This is a genomic window from Pseudomonas sp. EL_65y_Pfl2_R95 (assembly GCF_963971045.1).
Taxonomy (GTDB): Bacteria; Pseudomonadota; Gammaproteobacteria; order Pseudomonadales; family Pseudomonadaceae; genus Aquipseudomonas.
In genome coordinates this window covers 84,002-98,303 of the sequence record NZ_CAXAOV010000002.1, presented here as the reverse complement: position 1 = coordinate 98,303, position 14,302 = coordinate 84,002, and the positions used below count along the sequence as shown (strand labels likewise).

At 55.3% G+C, this 14,302-nt stretch carries 11 protein-coding genes; 5 read left to right on the top strand and 6 right to left on the bottom strand.

What is annotated here, in order from left to right; genetic code table 11:
* Positions 1 to 46 precede the first annotated feature (46 nt).
* The 3 genes from AACY09_RS08190 to AACY09_RS08180 all read right to left on the bottom strand — a co-directional run bounded on the left by AACY09_RS08190 (position 47) and on the right by AACY09_RS08180 (position 5,267).
* On the bottom strand, positions 47 to 1,093 hold the full coding sequence (locus AACY09_RS08190; protein ID WP_339487853.1) for an FUSC family protein: 1,047 nt from the start codon (positions 1,091 to 1,093) through the stop codon (positions 47 to 49).
* Between the two features lie 177 nt (positions 1,094 to 1,270).
* Entirely contained in the window at positions 1,271 to 3,031 is a 1,761-nt protein-coding gene (locus AACY09_RS08185; protein WP_339487206.1) for a bifunctional diguanylate cyclase/phosphodiesterase, read from the bottom strand.
* Positions 3,032 to 3,185: 154 nt separating this feature from the next.
* Positions 3,186 to 5,267, bottom strand: coding sequence for a carboxy terminal-processing peptidase (locus AACY09_RS08180; RefSeq protein WP_445323797.1), 2,082 nt, complete (start codon positions 5,265 to 5,267; stop codon positions 3,186 to 3,188).
* A 127-nt stretch (positions 5,268 to 5,394) separates the two neighbouring features.
* On the opposite strand from AACY09_RS08180, the gene AACY09_RS08175 reads away from it, so the two are divergent.
* The 4 genes from AACY09_RS08175 (at position 5,395) to AACY09_RS08160 (ending at position 10,083) form a co-directional block, all read left to right on the top strand.
* Positions 5,395 to 6,360, top strand: coding sequence for a zinc-binding dehydrogenase (locus tag AACY09_RS08175; RefSeq protein ID WP_339487204.1), 966 nt, complete (start codon positions 5,395 to 5,397; stop codon positions 6,358 to 6,360).
* A gap of 276 nt (positions 6,361 to 6,636) precedes the next feature.
* Positions 6,637 to 7,200, top strand: a complete 564-nt coding sequence (gene ahpC, locus AACY09_RS08170; RefSeq protein ID WP_339487203.1) for an alkyl hydroperoxide reductase subunit C — start codon at positions 6,637 to 6,639, stop codon at positions 7,198 to 7,200.
* 196 nt (positions 7,201 to 7,396) lie between these two features.
* Positions 7,397 to 8,953 (top strand): alkyl hydroperoxide reductase subunit F, encoded by a 1,557-nt coding sequence (gene ahpF, locus AACY09_RS08165; RefSeq protein ID WP_339487202.1) that lies wholly within the window; start codon positions 7,397 to 7,399, stop codon positions 8,951 to 8,953.
* Positions 8,954 to 9,288: 335 nt separating this feature from the next.
* Positions 9,289 to 10,083: an SDR family NAD(P)-dependent oxidoreductase gene (locus AACY09_RS08160; RefSeq protein WP_339487201.1), complete on the top strand. Its 795-nt coding sequence runs from the start codon at positions 9,289 to 9,291 to the stop codon at positions 10,081 to 10,083.
* A gap of 69 nt (positions 10,084 to 10,152) precedes the next feature.
* Here AACY09_RS08160 and AACY09_RS08155 read toward each other — a convergent pair whose 3' ends face one another.
* A complete protein-coding gene (locus AACY09_RS08155) occupies positions 10,153 to 10,707 on the bottom strand; it encodes a TetR/AcrR family transcriptional regulator (protein ID WP_339487200.1) in 555 nt (184 codons plus the stop codon).
* Positions 10,708 to 10,852: 145 nt separating this feature from the next.
* On the bottom strand, positions 10,853 to 11,392 hold the full coding sequence (locus tag AACY09_RS08150; RefSeq protein ID WP_339487199.1) for a PaaI family thioesterase: 540 nt from the start codon (positions 11,390 to 11,392) through the stop codon (positions 10,853 to 10,855).
* Positions 11,393 to 11,535: 143 nt separating this feature from the next.
* Between AACY09_RS08150 and AACY09_RS08145 the strand changes: the two genes are divergently transcribed.
* Positions 11,536 to 12,741, top strand: coding sequence for an MFS transporter (locus tag AACY09_RS08145; protein WP_339487198.1), 1,206 nt, complete (start codon positions 11,536 to 11,538; stop codon positions 12,739 to 12,741).
* Positions 12,742 to 12,825: 84 nt separating this feature from the next.
* On the opposite strand, the gene AACY09_RS08140 is transcribed toward AACY09_RS08145, so the two are convergent.
* Positions 12,826 to 14,259, bottom strand: coding sequence for a catalase (locus AACY09_RS08140; RefSeq protein ID WP_339487197.1), 1,434 nt, complete (start codon positions 14,257 to 14,259; stop codon positions 12,826 to 12,828).
* Between the last annotated feature and the right edge of the window lie 43 nt (positions 14,260 to 14,302).

The window sequence follows — 14,302 nt, the reverse complement described above, 5'->3', positions numbered from 1 at the left end:
CTTCGCGTTGACCACCCGCCCGCATAAGCCTCCGGGTTTCGGCCTTTTAGTGGGCTTTCCAGCGCTTGGCCGTATCCGCAAGTTGTTGGCGCATGGTTTCCAAGGTGGCGGACATCTCAAATGTCAGCAGCACATATCCGCCCATGCCAGAGGCCGCAGCGGCTTCAAGTGCGAGCATTTTTTCCGGTTTGTGGCCGGGGTCCGCGAGCATCTTTGCTGAGCCAAGACGCAGGGCGCGAGCCATGCCGATCAACAGTCCCCTGATGCGTTTGTTTTCCGGTGCCAAGGTCGATTCAAGTAGCGCCAAGCCTTTGCTGTCATCGGCTTCTGGGCGAGTGTGCGCGAGGATCTCCAGGGTGCTAATGCACATGCGCAAGCTGCGCTGAATCGCGTCGAGCCGGGTCATCGATACATGCATTTCTTTTGATGCAGAAGGCATCAGCGAGCGCTGTTCAACCATGCGTTTATTCAAACGGCTAAGCAGTTTTTGGTGTTCGTCATCGGTTACCGACAGGCCGCTGATGATGCGCCGGTGTATGGTCGCGCAGTCGCGCAGGGCGCCCGATAGGTTGTAGCGCCACGAGTAGAAGGCATAAAGCGGTAGGGCAAATGAAAACACCAGCGCCAAGGCAATGCCGATAAGGATATTGATTCCGCGCCAGATACCATCGCTGACCGGGTTTTCGCCATGGCCCGCCACCACAAACAAGGTGATTGCCGCGAGCAGGGCGGTGTAGCCGCCTTTGCCAATGGCGTGATAGGCAAAGAAGCCGCAGCAGATCGACATCAAAACGTAGGTCAGGCCGGGCACATCCATATAGTTGTGCTGGAATACCAAGAGCAAGCCAAGCCCTGCGCCAATCAGTGTGCCGACGGCGCGCTCGGCCGCTTTTCTGCGGATATTGCCGTGGTGCTGCAGGCCGCCAATCACCACCAGCATGGTCACCGAGGCCCATTCGCCATGGGGTAGGTTGAAGCCGGTGGTCAGCAGGATCGACGTCAGCAACCCCACTGAAATGCGCGCTGAATGAATCAGTCGGGCATTGCGATAGCGTCTATAGGGGTCTGTTATGGGTCTGGCGATTTTGCGCATCAATGCGCTGATAAAGGATGTGCGCACGTTACCGGCCTTGGTAGAGAGTGTGTCGCTGGCCGCCGATACCGACAGTCAGGCTTGCTACGACAATCTTAACGCAAGGCGTGAATCTGGCGCAGCGAGCGTGTGACTAATTGCTCGGCCTAAGGTTCTCTGCGCACTGCATTTGAGGCTTCAGGCAGAGATTTTTTCTGCGTCTATCAGGTGCAAGCTGTAGCCGGGAATTGCCTTGGCGTGATGCTTGGCTTCTGAGGCCAGAGCCGCAAGTTGGCTGGCATCCATATCCGCGCTGTGTTGCGGGTTGATCTGCACAATGCCGATTGAGATCGACAGCAGTGCAAACTCCTGGCGTTTGCCGTGGCGGTCGTGGGACACAAAGCAGCCGGCATTTAAATCTTCTTCACGGTAAAAACGTCGGCATTGATTCTGGAAGGTTTCGAATACACGGCTTAGTTGGGCCCGCCAATGCTCTGAACTCAAGACCAGGAGAAAATCATCACCGCCGATGTGCCCCACAAAATCGCGCGTGGGGTCGACGCATTCGCTCAGGCACTGCGCAAGGTATAGCAGCACCTCATCGCCTTTGGCGTAGCCATAAAGATCGTTGAAGGGTTTGAAGTTATCGATATCTACGTAACACACCACGGCGGGTCTTGCTTGCTGCAGCAGGCGGGTCAGGCATTGTTGGATGGGGACGTTGCCGGGAAGCATGGTTAGTGGATTGGCGTGTTTGGCTTGTTGGATTTTTAACTCGGTAATTAACTTGAGCACATCGATAACCCGGCCCAGCCCTTGGTAGCGGCCGTTGAGGGTGATAATAAAATCCTCTTCGATACGTTGCCGCGCACGGCTGGTCAGCAGGCGGCTGACCTTTTGCAGTGACTGGCTAACTTCAACGCTGAGAAAATCGCTGCTCATCAGCCGGCTAATCGGTTTGCGGGCGAAGAGTTCGGCGGCAAAGGGTTTAAGCAGCGCATCGGCGAAGGCTTGGCGGTGGACTATCCCCACAGGTTGCTGCTCCTCATTGAGCACCGCAAGCGAATTGAGGTTGGGTTGCAGGCGGAAGGCTTCAAGCACTGTCGCTGTTGAAGTGTCCATTGTCACTGCCGGTTGTTCGTTGAGCAGGGCACAGAGGTCACCACCTTCCTCATTGAGCGTCGCTGGGGAGTTATGCAGCTTAGGCAGCAGGCTGCGGGTATCGCGCGGCGGCTGCTCTTGTGGGCGGCAAAGCAGATACCCCTGAAGCAGGTCGACGCCCATCTCGCACAGCACCGCGAGTTCTTCTTCGAGTTCGATGCCTTCGGCAATCACTGTTGCTCGGGAGGCCTGGGCCATTTTAAGGATCGAGCCCACGAACTCACGCTTGACTGAATCCAGGTGAATGCCGTCGATAAAATGGCGATCAATTTTTACGTAATCAGGTCGTAATTCGGACCATAAGCGCAGGCTTGAATAACCCGCGCCAAGGTCATCCAGGGCAATGGAAAAACCCATGGCACGATAGTGATGCAGCGCGGTATCGAGCAATGCAAAGTCATCGGTAGGGGTTTGCTCCGTGAGCTCGATCACCACGTTGTTGGGCGAGATGCCAAAGGCCTGGAGCAACTGCAGGGTGCGCCCAGGGCGATGGTTTGGTTCCAGCAATGAGTCAGGTGAGACGTTCAGGAACAGCTTGCCTTCAAGCTTCTGTTCGCTGAAATGCTGGCAGGCGCTTTTACGGCAAGCCATTTCCAGTTCGCTGAGGCGACCGGCTTGGCGCGCTACGCTGAACAGGTTTACCGGTGAATGCAGGACGCTATTGGACGGGCCGCGGGTCAGCGCCTCGTAACCGATAATGCGTCGTTCAGACAGCGAGACTATAGGCTGAAAAAGGCTATGTAGGTCGCCGTGAGCTAGGATGTTGTCCAAGGCGCTCAACTGCTCGGTGACGGTCATTTGGAATCTCAGAGTCAGAAAAAACAAAGGGCTGATAGTGATATCAGCCCTTTATTTTGCGACAAATTAATGACTCTTTAATGACAGCTCGACGTGCTGCTCAGTGCAGTCTCACACCTGCCCAGGCTCAGTATCGAGCCGGGGCAGGTGCAGATCACTTCTTGGCGACCGCTGAACTCAGGTTCAGGTAGTCGAGCAGGATCTGCCCGGCTTCGCTGAGGAAGGCATCATCTTCGGGCTTGGTTTTCTTGTCCGGGTCCGGAGTGGCGTCTTCATCAACCTCTTTGAGTTTGGTCAGCAGCTCTTCGCCTTTAGCTTTGCGCAGGCTGTTTTCGATGGACAATTGCTCGCCCTCGATTTGCTTGTGCTGAGCGCGGCGAGTGACTTCATTGAGGCTGACTTCGGTTTCTTTCATGAGCTTTTGCGCAAGTGCCAAGTTATCCCGGGCGAAGGTGAAGTCAGGATTGTGCGCCGTCCGCGCTTCATAGTGCTCCTTGAGGCGCGCCAGGTAAGGCTTGAACGGATCACGCTCTGGTTTGATCGCCGGGCTGATGGTGTCCCAAGGCATGGCTTCTGGCAGGGCGCTTTCGCCAATTTCTTTGGTGTCCATCACGTCAGGATAGGCAATGTCAGGCAGTACACCTTGATGCTGGGTGCTTTGGCCTGAAACCCGGTAGAACTTGGCCAGGGTCAGCTTCAATTCGCCGTGGTTGAGCGGCTGAATGGTTTGCACTGTGCCTTTGCCGAAGGTCTGGCCACCGATGATCAGGGCGCGGTGATAATCCTGCATGGCGCCGGCGAAAATCTCCGAGGCCGAAGCGGACAGGCGATTTACGAGCAGTACCATTGGCCCTTTGTAGAAGATGCCAGGGTTTTCATCATTGAGTACATCAACCCGGCCGTCGCTGTTACGCACCAGCACCGTTGGGCCCTGGTCGATAAACAGGCCGGTCAGTTCGGTGGCTTCTTGCAGAGAACCGCCGCCGTTGTTGCGCAGGTCCATGACCACACCATCGACTTTCTCTTTCTTCAGCTCGGTCAGGATGCGCTTGACGTCGCGGGTCGTGCTCTTGTAGTTCGGGTCACCGGCGCGGAAGGCTTTGAAGTCGAGGTAAAACGCAGGGACTTCAATGACACCGAGCTTGTAGTCACGACCGTCATGCTTGAGCTTGAGAATCGACTTTTGCACCGCTTGATCTTCAAGTTTCACCGCTTCACGGGTGATAGTGACGACTTTGCTGGTCTGGTCATTCGGTGCATTGCTTGCCGGAATCACGTCGAGGCGCACCTTCGAGCCTTTCGGGCCGCGAATCAGCTTGACCACTTCGTCCAAACGCCAGCCGATGACATCAACCATTTCGTCATCGCCCTGGGCGACGCCGATGATTTTGTCAGCAGGCTTGATTTGCTTGCTCTTCTCGGCCGGACCTGCAGGGACCAGTCGCACGACCTTGACGTTGTCGTTATCGCTTTGCAGTACAGCACCAATGCCTTCGAGTGACAGGCTCATATTGATGTCGAAGTTTTCCGCGTTATCCGGTGACAGATAAGAGGTGTGCGGATCATAGGACATCGCAAAGGCGTTGATGTAAGTCTGGAAGATATCTTCGCTGCGGGTCTGATCAAGGCGGGACAACTGGCGCTTGTAGCGTTTGACCAGCGTTTCCTGGATCGTCTTGGTGTCTTTGCCGGCAATCTTCTGGCGCAACACTTCGTCTTTGACTTGGCGACGCCACAAGTCTTCAAGCGCGGCTTCGTCTTTAACCCACGGCGACTTTTCACGGTCGAGGGTGAGTTCTTCATTGACGCTGAAGTCGATCTTGTCTACGCCTTTGTTGAGCATGGTCAAGGCGTAGTTAAGACGGCTTTTCAAGCGCTCAAGATGGCGTTTGTACATGACAAAGCCCGGCTCAAGATTGCCGCTTTTGAGAAAGTCATCGAACTGATCTTTCCACTTGTCGAACTCGGCGATATCGGCGTCAGTAAAATAACTGCGCTGAGGATCGAGCATCTTCAAGTAGCCGGCGTAGATGATTTCCGAACGGGCATCATCGAGCGGTGGCTTGCTGTAGTGGTGGCGCTTTAGCAGCTCCACTACGTTGAGACTTGCAATGACTTGTTCGCGATCAGGCGTCAAATAGTCCCAGCTGTGATCGCTGGTGGTCTTTGCTGCCAAAGGCAATGCACTCAGTCCGAGTGCAAGGGCGAGGGTGGCGCTGATAAATGAACGCTTCATGCTGATTCGACGTAGGGGCTGTTGATAAAGCATATTAGGCCATCGTTAAGGGCGCCGAGTTCCACCGGCGCAATGCAAAAGCCCGACAGTCGTGCCGGGCTCGGTTCAAATGCACTATGGAGGCAGCGTGAAGGCATTGCAAGGCGTTGAAGGTCGTACTGAGTGGTTAGAGCTCACAAGCCCATCCTGTGATATGGGGGAAATTCGTATAAAAGTGGCGGCTGCAGGGCTCAACAGAGCGGACTTGCTGCAGCGAGCAGGGCTGTATCCGCCACCGCCTGGAGCCAGCGTCGCGCTTGGGCTTGAGTGCTCTGGGATAGTGGTTGAAGTCGGGGCAGGCAGCGACTGGCAGGTGGGCGACAGGGTGTGCGCACTGCTGACTGGCGGCGGTATGGCTGAAGAAGTGGTGGTGGATGCGCGACATGCCTTGCCTGTGCCGGAAGGTCTCTCGTTGCATGAGGCCGCCGCTATACCGGAGGTGTACGCCACCGCATGGCTGAACTTATTTCAGTTAGCTGGGCTCAAGCCGGGTGAAAAGGTGCTGCTGCACGCAGGCGCCAGTGGTGTGGGATCGGCGGCAATCCAGTTGTGTAAAGCCTTTGGTAACCCGTGCTGGGTGAGTGTCGGCTCGGCCGATCGCCTGGCTTATTGCGAGGGGTTGGGTGCGCAAGGCGGTGTTTTGCGCGGTGAAGAAGGACCGCATGCGCTGCGCGACTTTGCCCCTTTTGATGTGATTCTTGACCCGGTCGGCGGTAAATACGCTGCGCTCAACCTGCAATTGTTGGGGCTGGACGGGCGCTGGGTAAACATTGGCTTGATGGGTGGGCGCAAGGCTGAACTCGATATGGCGCTGCTGTTGAGCAAGCGGGTACAGTTTATTGGTTCGACCTTGCGTAGCCGTGATGATCAGTTCAAGGCCGACCTGATGAGTGACCTGCTGCAGCAAGTCTGGCCGTTGTTTTCCGAAGGGCGGCTTAGCCCGCAACTGGTAAAGAGCTTCCCGGTAAAAGATGCCGACGCTGCATTCGCCGAGCTTGCGGGCAATCAGGTCAATGGCAAGCTGGTTTTAGTGATAGACGAAAGTTTGTCCTAAGCCCAGTTGGAGCCTGTTATGGCTGATCAAAAGGATATAGATCGCGCTGCTGTGCGGTGCTGAAGGGCGTTCTTTTGCATCTATTGGCTGGGGCAGGCTGGGTCAGCTGCGTTTTTGGCAATCGAAAGTGCAGCTTATCTCTATGTATTTAAAGGGATTTATCTTAGTTCGATTGAGTAAGTCAATCAGCGCTATGGGGTCAATCAATAAGACCTTTCAGGCATCCATGGGTAACCTTGGCAGGGTAAATTTTTAACCCTCCCAAGGAGTTCATCGATGTCGTATATCAATAGCGAAGTTAAGCCGTTCAACGCCACTGCCTATCACCAGGGTCAATTCGTGGACGTGAGCGAAGCCAATCTGAAAGGCAAGTGGTCGGTGGTGTTCTTCTACCCAGCCGACTTCACTTTTGTCTGCCCAACCGAGCTGGGCGACCTGGCTGATAACTACGCAGAGTTCCAGAAGCTGAACGTTGAAATTTACGGCGTGTCGACTGACACCCACTTCACGCACAAAGCTTGGCACGACACCTCTGACACCATCGGCAAGATCCAGTACCCGCTGATCGGTGATCCAACAGGCACCATCACCCGTAACTTCGGTGTGATGATCGAAGAAGCCGGTCTGGCTGATCGCGGTACTTTTGTCATCGACCCAGAAGGCAAAATCCAGATCGTTGAAGTTAACGCCGGCGGTATCGGTCGTGACGCCCAAGAACTGCTGCGCAAAGTGAAAGCCGCTCAGTACGTTGCTGCTCATCCGGGTGAAGTTTGCCCAGCTAAATGGAAAGAAGGCGAAGCCACTCTGGCTCCATCGCTGGATCTGGTCGGCAAAATCTAAACCGGCCTTGAAAGTTGCCAGCTAACAGCTAACAGCTGGCACTTTCAACCGCAGGTTGATGATGGCTGAGGTGTATAGGCACCTAGGTTGTCAGCTGGCATAGGTTTTCGACAGAACGTCGACACCGCTATAAGCGCCTGGGCGCGATCCGTCCGGGCGTTTTTGTCTCTGAAATTTGTAAAAGGGAAGTCAAATCATGTTGGACGCCAATCTGAAAACCCAGTTGAAGGCTTATCTGGAAAAGGTCACCCAGCCGTTCGAGATCGTCGCGTCCCTTGATGACAGCGATAAATCCCGCGAACTGCATGGCTTGCTGGAAGATATCCGCAGCCTTAGCGACAAGATCACTTTAAAAACTGACGGTGCAGATGCACGCACGCCGTCGTTCTCTTTAAACCGTCCTGGCGCTGATATCGGCTTGCGCTTTGCCGGTATCCCTATGGGACACGAATTTACATCCTTGGTATTGGCGCTGTTGCAGGTCGGTGGACATCCATCGAAGCTGGCCGCCGACGTCATTGAGCAAATCAAAGCGATCGAGGGCGAGTTTGCTTTCGAAACCTATTATTCACTGTCATGCCAGAACTGTCCGGATGTGGTGCAGGCGCTGAACTTGATGGCGGTGCTTAACCCGAATATTCGTCATGTGGCGATCGACGGCGCGCTGTTTCAGGCCGAGGTCGAAGACCGTCAGATCATGTCAGTGCCGAGCATCTACCTCAATGGTGAGCTGTTTTCTCAAGGGCGGATGGATGCCGAGCAGATTCTGGCAAAGATCGACACCGGTGCGGCGGCCCGCGATGCTGAAAAACTCAGCAGCAAGGATGCTTTCGATGTATTGATTGTTGGCGGTGGCCCAGCAGGCGCTGCGGCTGCGATATATGCGGCGCGTAAAGGTATTCGTACCGGCGTTGCTGCTGAGCGTTTTGGCGGCCAGGTGCTGGATACCATGGCCATCGAGAACTTTATTTCGGTGCAAGAAACCGATGGCCCGAAAATGGCCCGTGCCTTGGAAGAGCACGTTAAGCAGTATGACGTCGATATCATGAACCTGCAGCGCGCCAGTGCCCTGATTCCGGCCAGCGCCTTAGGTGGTTTGCATGAGGTCAAGTTCGACAGCGGCGCATCGCTCAAAGCCAAAACGGTGATTCTCGCGACCGGCGCACGCTGGAGGGAGATGAATGTACCCGGCGAGCAACAGTACCGTGGCCGCGGTGTAGCCTATTGCCCGCACTGCGATGGCCCATTGTTCAAAGGCAAGCGGGTGGCGGTGATCGGCGGTGGCAACTCCGGGGTTGAGGCAGCGATTGATCTGGCCGGTATCGTTGCCCATGTCACCTTGATTGAGTTCGATAGCCAACTGCGCGCCGACGCCGTGTTGCAGAAAAAACTCGCCAGTCTGGCCAACGTGACAGTGATCAAAAGCGCGTTGACCACCGAGGTGTTGGGTGATGGGCAGAAGGTCAGCGCGCTGGTCTATAAAGACCGCAATAGCGATGAGCTGGTGACGGTTGAGCTGGAGGGTATTTTCGTGCAGATCGGTCTGCTGCCAAACAGTGACTGGCTCAAAGGCGCGATCGAGTTGTCGCCCCGTGGTGAGATCATTGTTGACGCTAAAGGCCAGAGCAACGTGCCGGGGATATTTGCTGCAGGCGATGTCACCACCGTGCCTTACAAGCAAATCGTTATCGCTGTGGGCGAGGGTGCCAAAGCGTCGCTGAGTGCGTTCGATCACCTGATTCGAAGCAATTAAACCAGCGCTGGCAACAACATCGCAGGCGGGTAACCAGAAATGGTTGCCCGCCTTTTTTGTGGCTGGCGTCTCTGGCTTTGTGGCTGGCGCCTTGGGCGTGGGCTTGGCGCTATTGAGTCCATGCATCCACTTATCGCGCAGGGCTTCTGCGGGTTCAGTCTCAGCTAATCTTCTGCTGCAGTTGCAATAGGTGCACCGATTTCGCAAATCGGATTTGCCCTTGGTTAATTAAAATTATAGACGTCATATAAATATAGAATTATGGTCGTAATATAATTTGCGAGATAGTCATCTCACCGGCTCAATCGCAGCCATATCCTTCTGAGGACGCAGCAATGAATCAACTTACAAATAAAGGAACAGCTTTGATCACTGGCGCATCCTCAGGGATAGGCGCTACCTACGCGCAACGCTTGGCCAAGCGCGGTTATGACGTGCTGCTGGTCGCGCGTGATCAATCGCGCCTTGAAGCGCTGGCAGCAACCCTGCGTAAAGACAACGGGGTGAAGGTTGAGGTGCTTAAAGCTGACCTGACCAACAGGACTGACTTGGACGTTGTTGCGCAGCGTATACGCGATGACCAGGCAATCAGCCTGTTGGTTAACAATGCCGGTGTCGCGATCAATGGCACCTTGGCGGAGGGTGACCCGGCCAAGGTCGATACTTTGATTCAATTGAATATTGTTGCTCTGACTCACCTTTCAGCTGTGGCGGCATCTACGTTCGGCGCCGCTGGGCGGGGAGCTATCATCAACCTTGCTTCGGTGGTTGCCCTGATTCCCGAGATGTTCAATGCGGTTTACAGCGCCAGCAAAGCCTATGTACTGAGCCTGACCCAAACAATGCAAGTTGAATTGGCCAAGCAAGGGGTACAGGTTCAAGCGGTATTGCCTGGGATTACCCGTACTGAAATTTGGGAGCGTTCAGGTATGGACGCAGCCGTTTTACCGCCCGAAATGATTATGGAGGTGGGTGAGATGGTAGATGCGGCGTTGGCAGGTTTCGACCAGGGTGAGCTTGTGACTATCCCATCGCTGCCAGACGTTGAGGATTGGCAAGGCATGGTGACTGCCCGGACCAGGCTGGGGCCGAATCTTTCGCGCAATCAGGCGGCGGCTCGTTATAAGTAATTAGTCGAAGGTAAAACGCCCCAAGCAATGTGCTTTGCTTGGGGCGTTTTTGCACCTGGCTGAGGCGGCTTAGACCTGACTCAACAGCTGTTGGCGCGCAGTTTTAAGCAAGCGCTCAGACAACTCAGGGTCTTTGACGCTACGTGCAAGCACCAGTGCTCCGACCAATGCCGAGAGCATGACAATGCTTTGTTCTGCGCCATCTTCAGCGGGTAAGCAGGCCTCGATGGCCGCGAGGCGATTGCGTACGATCTCATCGGTGACAGGGCTGGGTTGCCCCCGTTGGCCAAGCTCCGCAGACAGGGTCGGCAACGGGCAGCCCTCGCCAGGGCTGGCGCAATGGGCAGTGGACAGGTAAGTACGAATAAATGTGGCCAAGGGGTTTGCACCGGCAAACACATGCTCGGTGCTGGCATTCAGTTGCTCAGCACTATGGGCCAGCGCGGTCTCAACCAACTCATCCTTGGACTTGAAGTGCGCATAAAAGCCGCCATGGGTCAGCCCCAGGGTTTTCATCAGCGGCTGCAACCCGGTCGCGCCGACACCATCTCGGCGAAACAGGTGGCCCGCTTCATCGATAATGCGTTGGCGGGTTTTGGCCTTGTGATCATCTGAGTAGCGCATCGTTTGCCTCGCGGGTTATTGCATGCTGAGTGACATATTAAAGGACCCTGTGGTGTTCAGGTAATGCTTAATGATCAATTGACTCAAGGGGCATTACCTCTGTCTCGTGCTGCTTGCATCTATTGCATGCACGACGCTTTCCGGTTCAGTTCGGTGAGCCAAGAATCATGCAGGTGGTGGAACCGACGGCATAGAGGCGATCATCAACGTCATAGACACGGCCTTCGGCAATTGCTGTTGAACGGCCCAGATGTACGATCCGGCCTTCAGCACGTATCGGCCCAACCTTGTGGGTCAAGGCACGCACATAGCTGATGCGTAAATCGGTGGTGGTATAGCCTTGGCCGCGCTGTAAGCGGGTGTGGATCGCGCACCCCATGCAGGAGTCGAGCAGGGTCGCGGCATAGCCGCCATGCACCGTTCCCAGCGGGTTGTAGTGGCGAGCATCGGGCGAGCCCTGGAACAGGAAAAATCCCTCGGCCCATTCGATCGGTACAAAATCAATCAAGTGGCCAAACGGCGGGCAGGGCAGTTGCCCTTCGCCAATGCCGTTAAAGAATTCCGCCGGTGTCATTTCACTCACTTGCGCAAGGCTCATGCTGCCGGGCGCAGCGAGTTTGCTGCGGGCAATTTGCTCGGCATCTATCCAGCTTGCCAACTTTTCGTCTCTTGTTGCTGTGGTCATGGTGGGCTCTCCATTGTGAGATACAGGTTGATTGCTTTATTAAATTATAAGCGTAATCTAATAGTGTAAATTATAACCATCATATAAATAGGTCAACGGCTAATGAATGATTGGCCGACACCCGCGCCGAGCAGGAAACCGCTATGCACACGTCCGTTAAACCTACGCGTCAGCTCTTGGTCTTGTTGATGGCGCTTACCGCGCTGGGTGAAATATCCACTCAGCTGATTATTCCCAGTCTCTCGGCACTCGAATGGGTGATGGCGGCCAAGCCAGGAAGTAGTTTGTTGGCGTTGTCGGTATTTGTCGCGGCTTTCGGGCTCGGGCAGCTGATACTTGGCCCCTTGTCGGATCGTTTGGGAAGACGGCCGATTCTGTTGGCCGGATTGCTGGTGTATTTGGCTGCAACCAGTTGGATGCTGTTGGCGAACAGCATGGGTGAGTTTATCGGTGCGCGAGCGCTGCAAGGGCTTGGGGCTTGTTCGGCCTTGGTCATGGCGCGAGCGATCGTGCGTGATGTTTGGCAGGCTCAGGCAGGACCGGCGTTGGCCGTGACCGTAATCGGCATGCTCTGCGCCATTGTGGTTTCGCCCGCACTTGGTGGTTTACTGGTTCGTCTGGGTGGCTGGCAGGCGCCTATTTTATTGGGCTTTTTTATAGCGGGCGCCATGGTCTTGGTGGTGCTCGGCTTGTATCGGGAAAGCAATGCCGCGTTGGACCCGCACGCAGGCAGGCTGACAACGGTTGTCAGCAACTATCTGGACCTGCTCAAAGATCGCTCGTTTCGCGCTTTGGCCCTGACGCTGGCATTGACCTATGGCGCTATGTTTGCGGTTATCGCCGGCTCTTCTGCGGTGTACATAGGCCTGCTGGGCCTGAGTCCAAGTCAATACGGCATTACCCTGAGCGCGATTGTTGCGGCGTTGATTGGTGGCGCATTATTTACTCGGCGCAACATCACTCGGCTGGGGCCACACAAAATTGTAAGTATTGGGGTGACCTTGGTTGCGCTGGGTGGGATTGCGACCCTGGTGACGCATCAAGTTTTGGGTCTGTCGGTGCTCGGGCTTTCGCTGCCGCAGGTTTTAGTGACCCTTGGTGGTGGTATGGTTTTACCGGCTTCTGTTGCTGGCGCGGTGATGCCCAATGCGCACAGGGCAGGGCTTGCGGCAGGTTTTATGGGCTTTGCGCAAATGGCTGGAGCAACTGTCAGCGGTATACTCCTGAGCACGCTGCAAGACGGTAGTGCCTGGGCTATGGTTTTTCTTAATGCCAGCTTCGCGTTTGTTGCGTGGTCAATATTTCATCTGCTGCAACCGCAGCGCCGTTCTGTTAGCGCTTTGCCGTGACGGCAGGTGATCAAGTCGTGGTTTGTCGCTTACAAAAAAGCCCGCCAGGTTTAGCCTGACGGGCTTTTTCAGGACGCAGATATTTTACAGACCCAGTGCCTTGGCAACGCCGGCACCGTAGGCAGGGTCAGCCTTGGCGCAGTTATCGGCGTGACGCTGCTTGATTTCATCAGGTACTCCGTCCATGGCGCGTCCAGTGTTATCAAACAGAGCTTGCTGCTGCTCGGGGCTCATCAGGCGGAACAGATCGCCAGGTTGCTCGTAATGGTCGACATCAACCCGGTGATCCCAGGCTTTGGCGTCGCCATCGAGCGGCAGTGGTGGCTCTGGTTGATCTTGATGATCGGCCCATTCACCCATGCTGTTAGGCCAGTAGGCGATTTTCGAGCCTTGGTTGCCATCGGTGCGCATGGTGCCGTCGCGGTGGTAGCTCTGGTGCGGGCATATCGGCGCATTGACGGGGATGTGGTTGAAGTTGACACCCAGGCGATAGCGCTGTGCATCGCCATAGGAGAACAGGCGCGCTTGTAGCATCTTGTCTGGGGAGAAACCAATGCCCGGTACGATATTGGCAGGCGAAAAAGCGGCTTGTTCAACCTCGGCAAAGTGATTTTCCGAGTTGCGGTTTAGCTGCATCACCCCGACATCGATCAATGGATAGTCGCCATGTGGCCAGACCTTGGTCAGGTCGAACGGGTTATGTTTGTGATGGCGTGCCTGCTCTTCGGTCATCACCTGAATGCAAAGCTTCCAGGACGGGAAGTCGCCTTCCTCAATACTGTCGTAGAGGTCACGCATGTTGCTTTCGCGGTCTTTGCTGACCACGGTCTCAGCTTCTGCATCCGTCAGGTTGTGGATGCCTTGCAGGCAGCGGAAATGAAATTTAACCCACACACGCTCATTGGCTGCGTTGAGCATGCTGAAGGTGTGGCTGCCAAAGCCGTGCATATGTCTGAAGCTTTTCGGAATACCACGGTCGCTCATGACGATGGTGACTTGGTGCAGTGCTTCAGGCAGCAGGCTCCAGAAGTCCCAGTTGCTGGTAGGGCTGCGCATACCAGTACGCGGGTCGCGCTTGATGGCATGGTTTAGATCAGGGAAGCGCATGGGGTCGCGAAAGAAGAATACAGGGGTGTTGTTGCCAACAATGTCCAAATTGCCTTCTTCGGTATAAAACTTCACGGCGAAGCCACGGATATCGCGCTCAGCATCTGCCGCACCGCGCTCGCCGGCAACTGTTGAAAATCGCACAAACAATGGTGTCTCTTTGCCCACAGTGGAAAACATCGCCGCGCGGGTGTATTGGCTGATGTCATTGGTCACAGTGAAGGTGCCGTGAGCGCCGGAACCTTTGGCATGCATACGCCGCTCCGGGATCACTTCACGGTCGAAATGCGCCAGCTTCTCTATCAGCCAGATATCTTGCAGTAACGCCGGGCCGCGTGGTCCAGCGGTTTGTATGTTGAGATTGTCGACAACGTGGGCACCGGTGGCATGGGTCAGCTTTTTCTCGGTCATTGTTGAGTTCCTGGTTATTGATTTAGCTTTGTAGATTGAGACT

Bases quoted from the DNA above. Each gene is read 5' to 3' on its own strand.
- AACY09_RS08145 (WP_339487198.1), top strand. From the start codon at position 11,536: ATGCACACGTCCGTTAAACCTACGCGTCAGCTCTTGGTCTTGTTGATG.
- AACY09_RS08150 (WP_339487199.1), bottom strand. From the start codon at position 11,392: ATGACCACAGCAACAAGAGACGAAAAGTTGGCAAGCTGGATAGATGCC.
- ahpF (WP_339487202.1), top strand. From the start codon at position 7,397: ATGTTGGACGCCAATCTGAAAACCCAGTTGAAGGCTTATCTGGAAAAG.
- AACY09_RS08190 (WP_339487853.1), bottom strand. From the start codon at position 1,093: ATGCGCAAAATCGCCAGACCCATAACAGACCCCTATAGACGCTATCGC.
- AACY09_RS08155 (WP_339487200.1), bottom strand. From the start codon at position 10,707: ATGCGCTACTCAGATGATCACAAGGCCAAAACCCGCCAACGCATTATC.
- AACY09_RS08160 (WP_339487201.1), top strand. From the start codon at position 9,289: ATGAATCAACTTACAAATAAAGGAACAGCTTTGATCACTGGCGCATCC.
- ahpC (WP_339487203.1), top strand. From the start codon at position 6,637: ATGTCGTATATCAATAGCGAAGTTAAGCCGTTCAACGCCACTGCCTAT.
- AACY09_RS08140 (WP_339487197.1), bottom strand. From the start codon at position 14,259: ATGACCGAGAAAAAGCTGACCCATGCCACCGGTGCCCACGTTGTCGAC.
- AACY09_RS08180 (WP_445323797.1), bottom strand. From the start codon at position 5,267: ATGAAGCGTTCATTTATCAGCGCCACCCTCGCCCTTGCACTCGGACTG.
- AACY09_RS08185 (WP_339487206.1), bottom strand. From the start codon at position 3,031: ATGACCGTCACCGAGCAGTTGAGCGCCTTGGACAACATCCTAGCTCAC.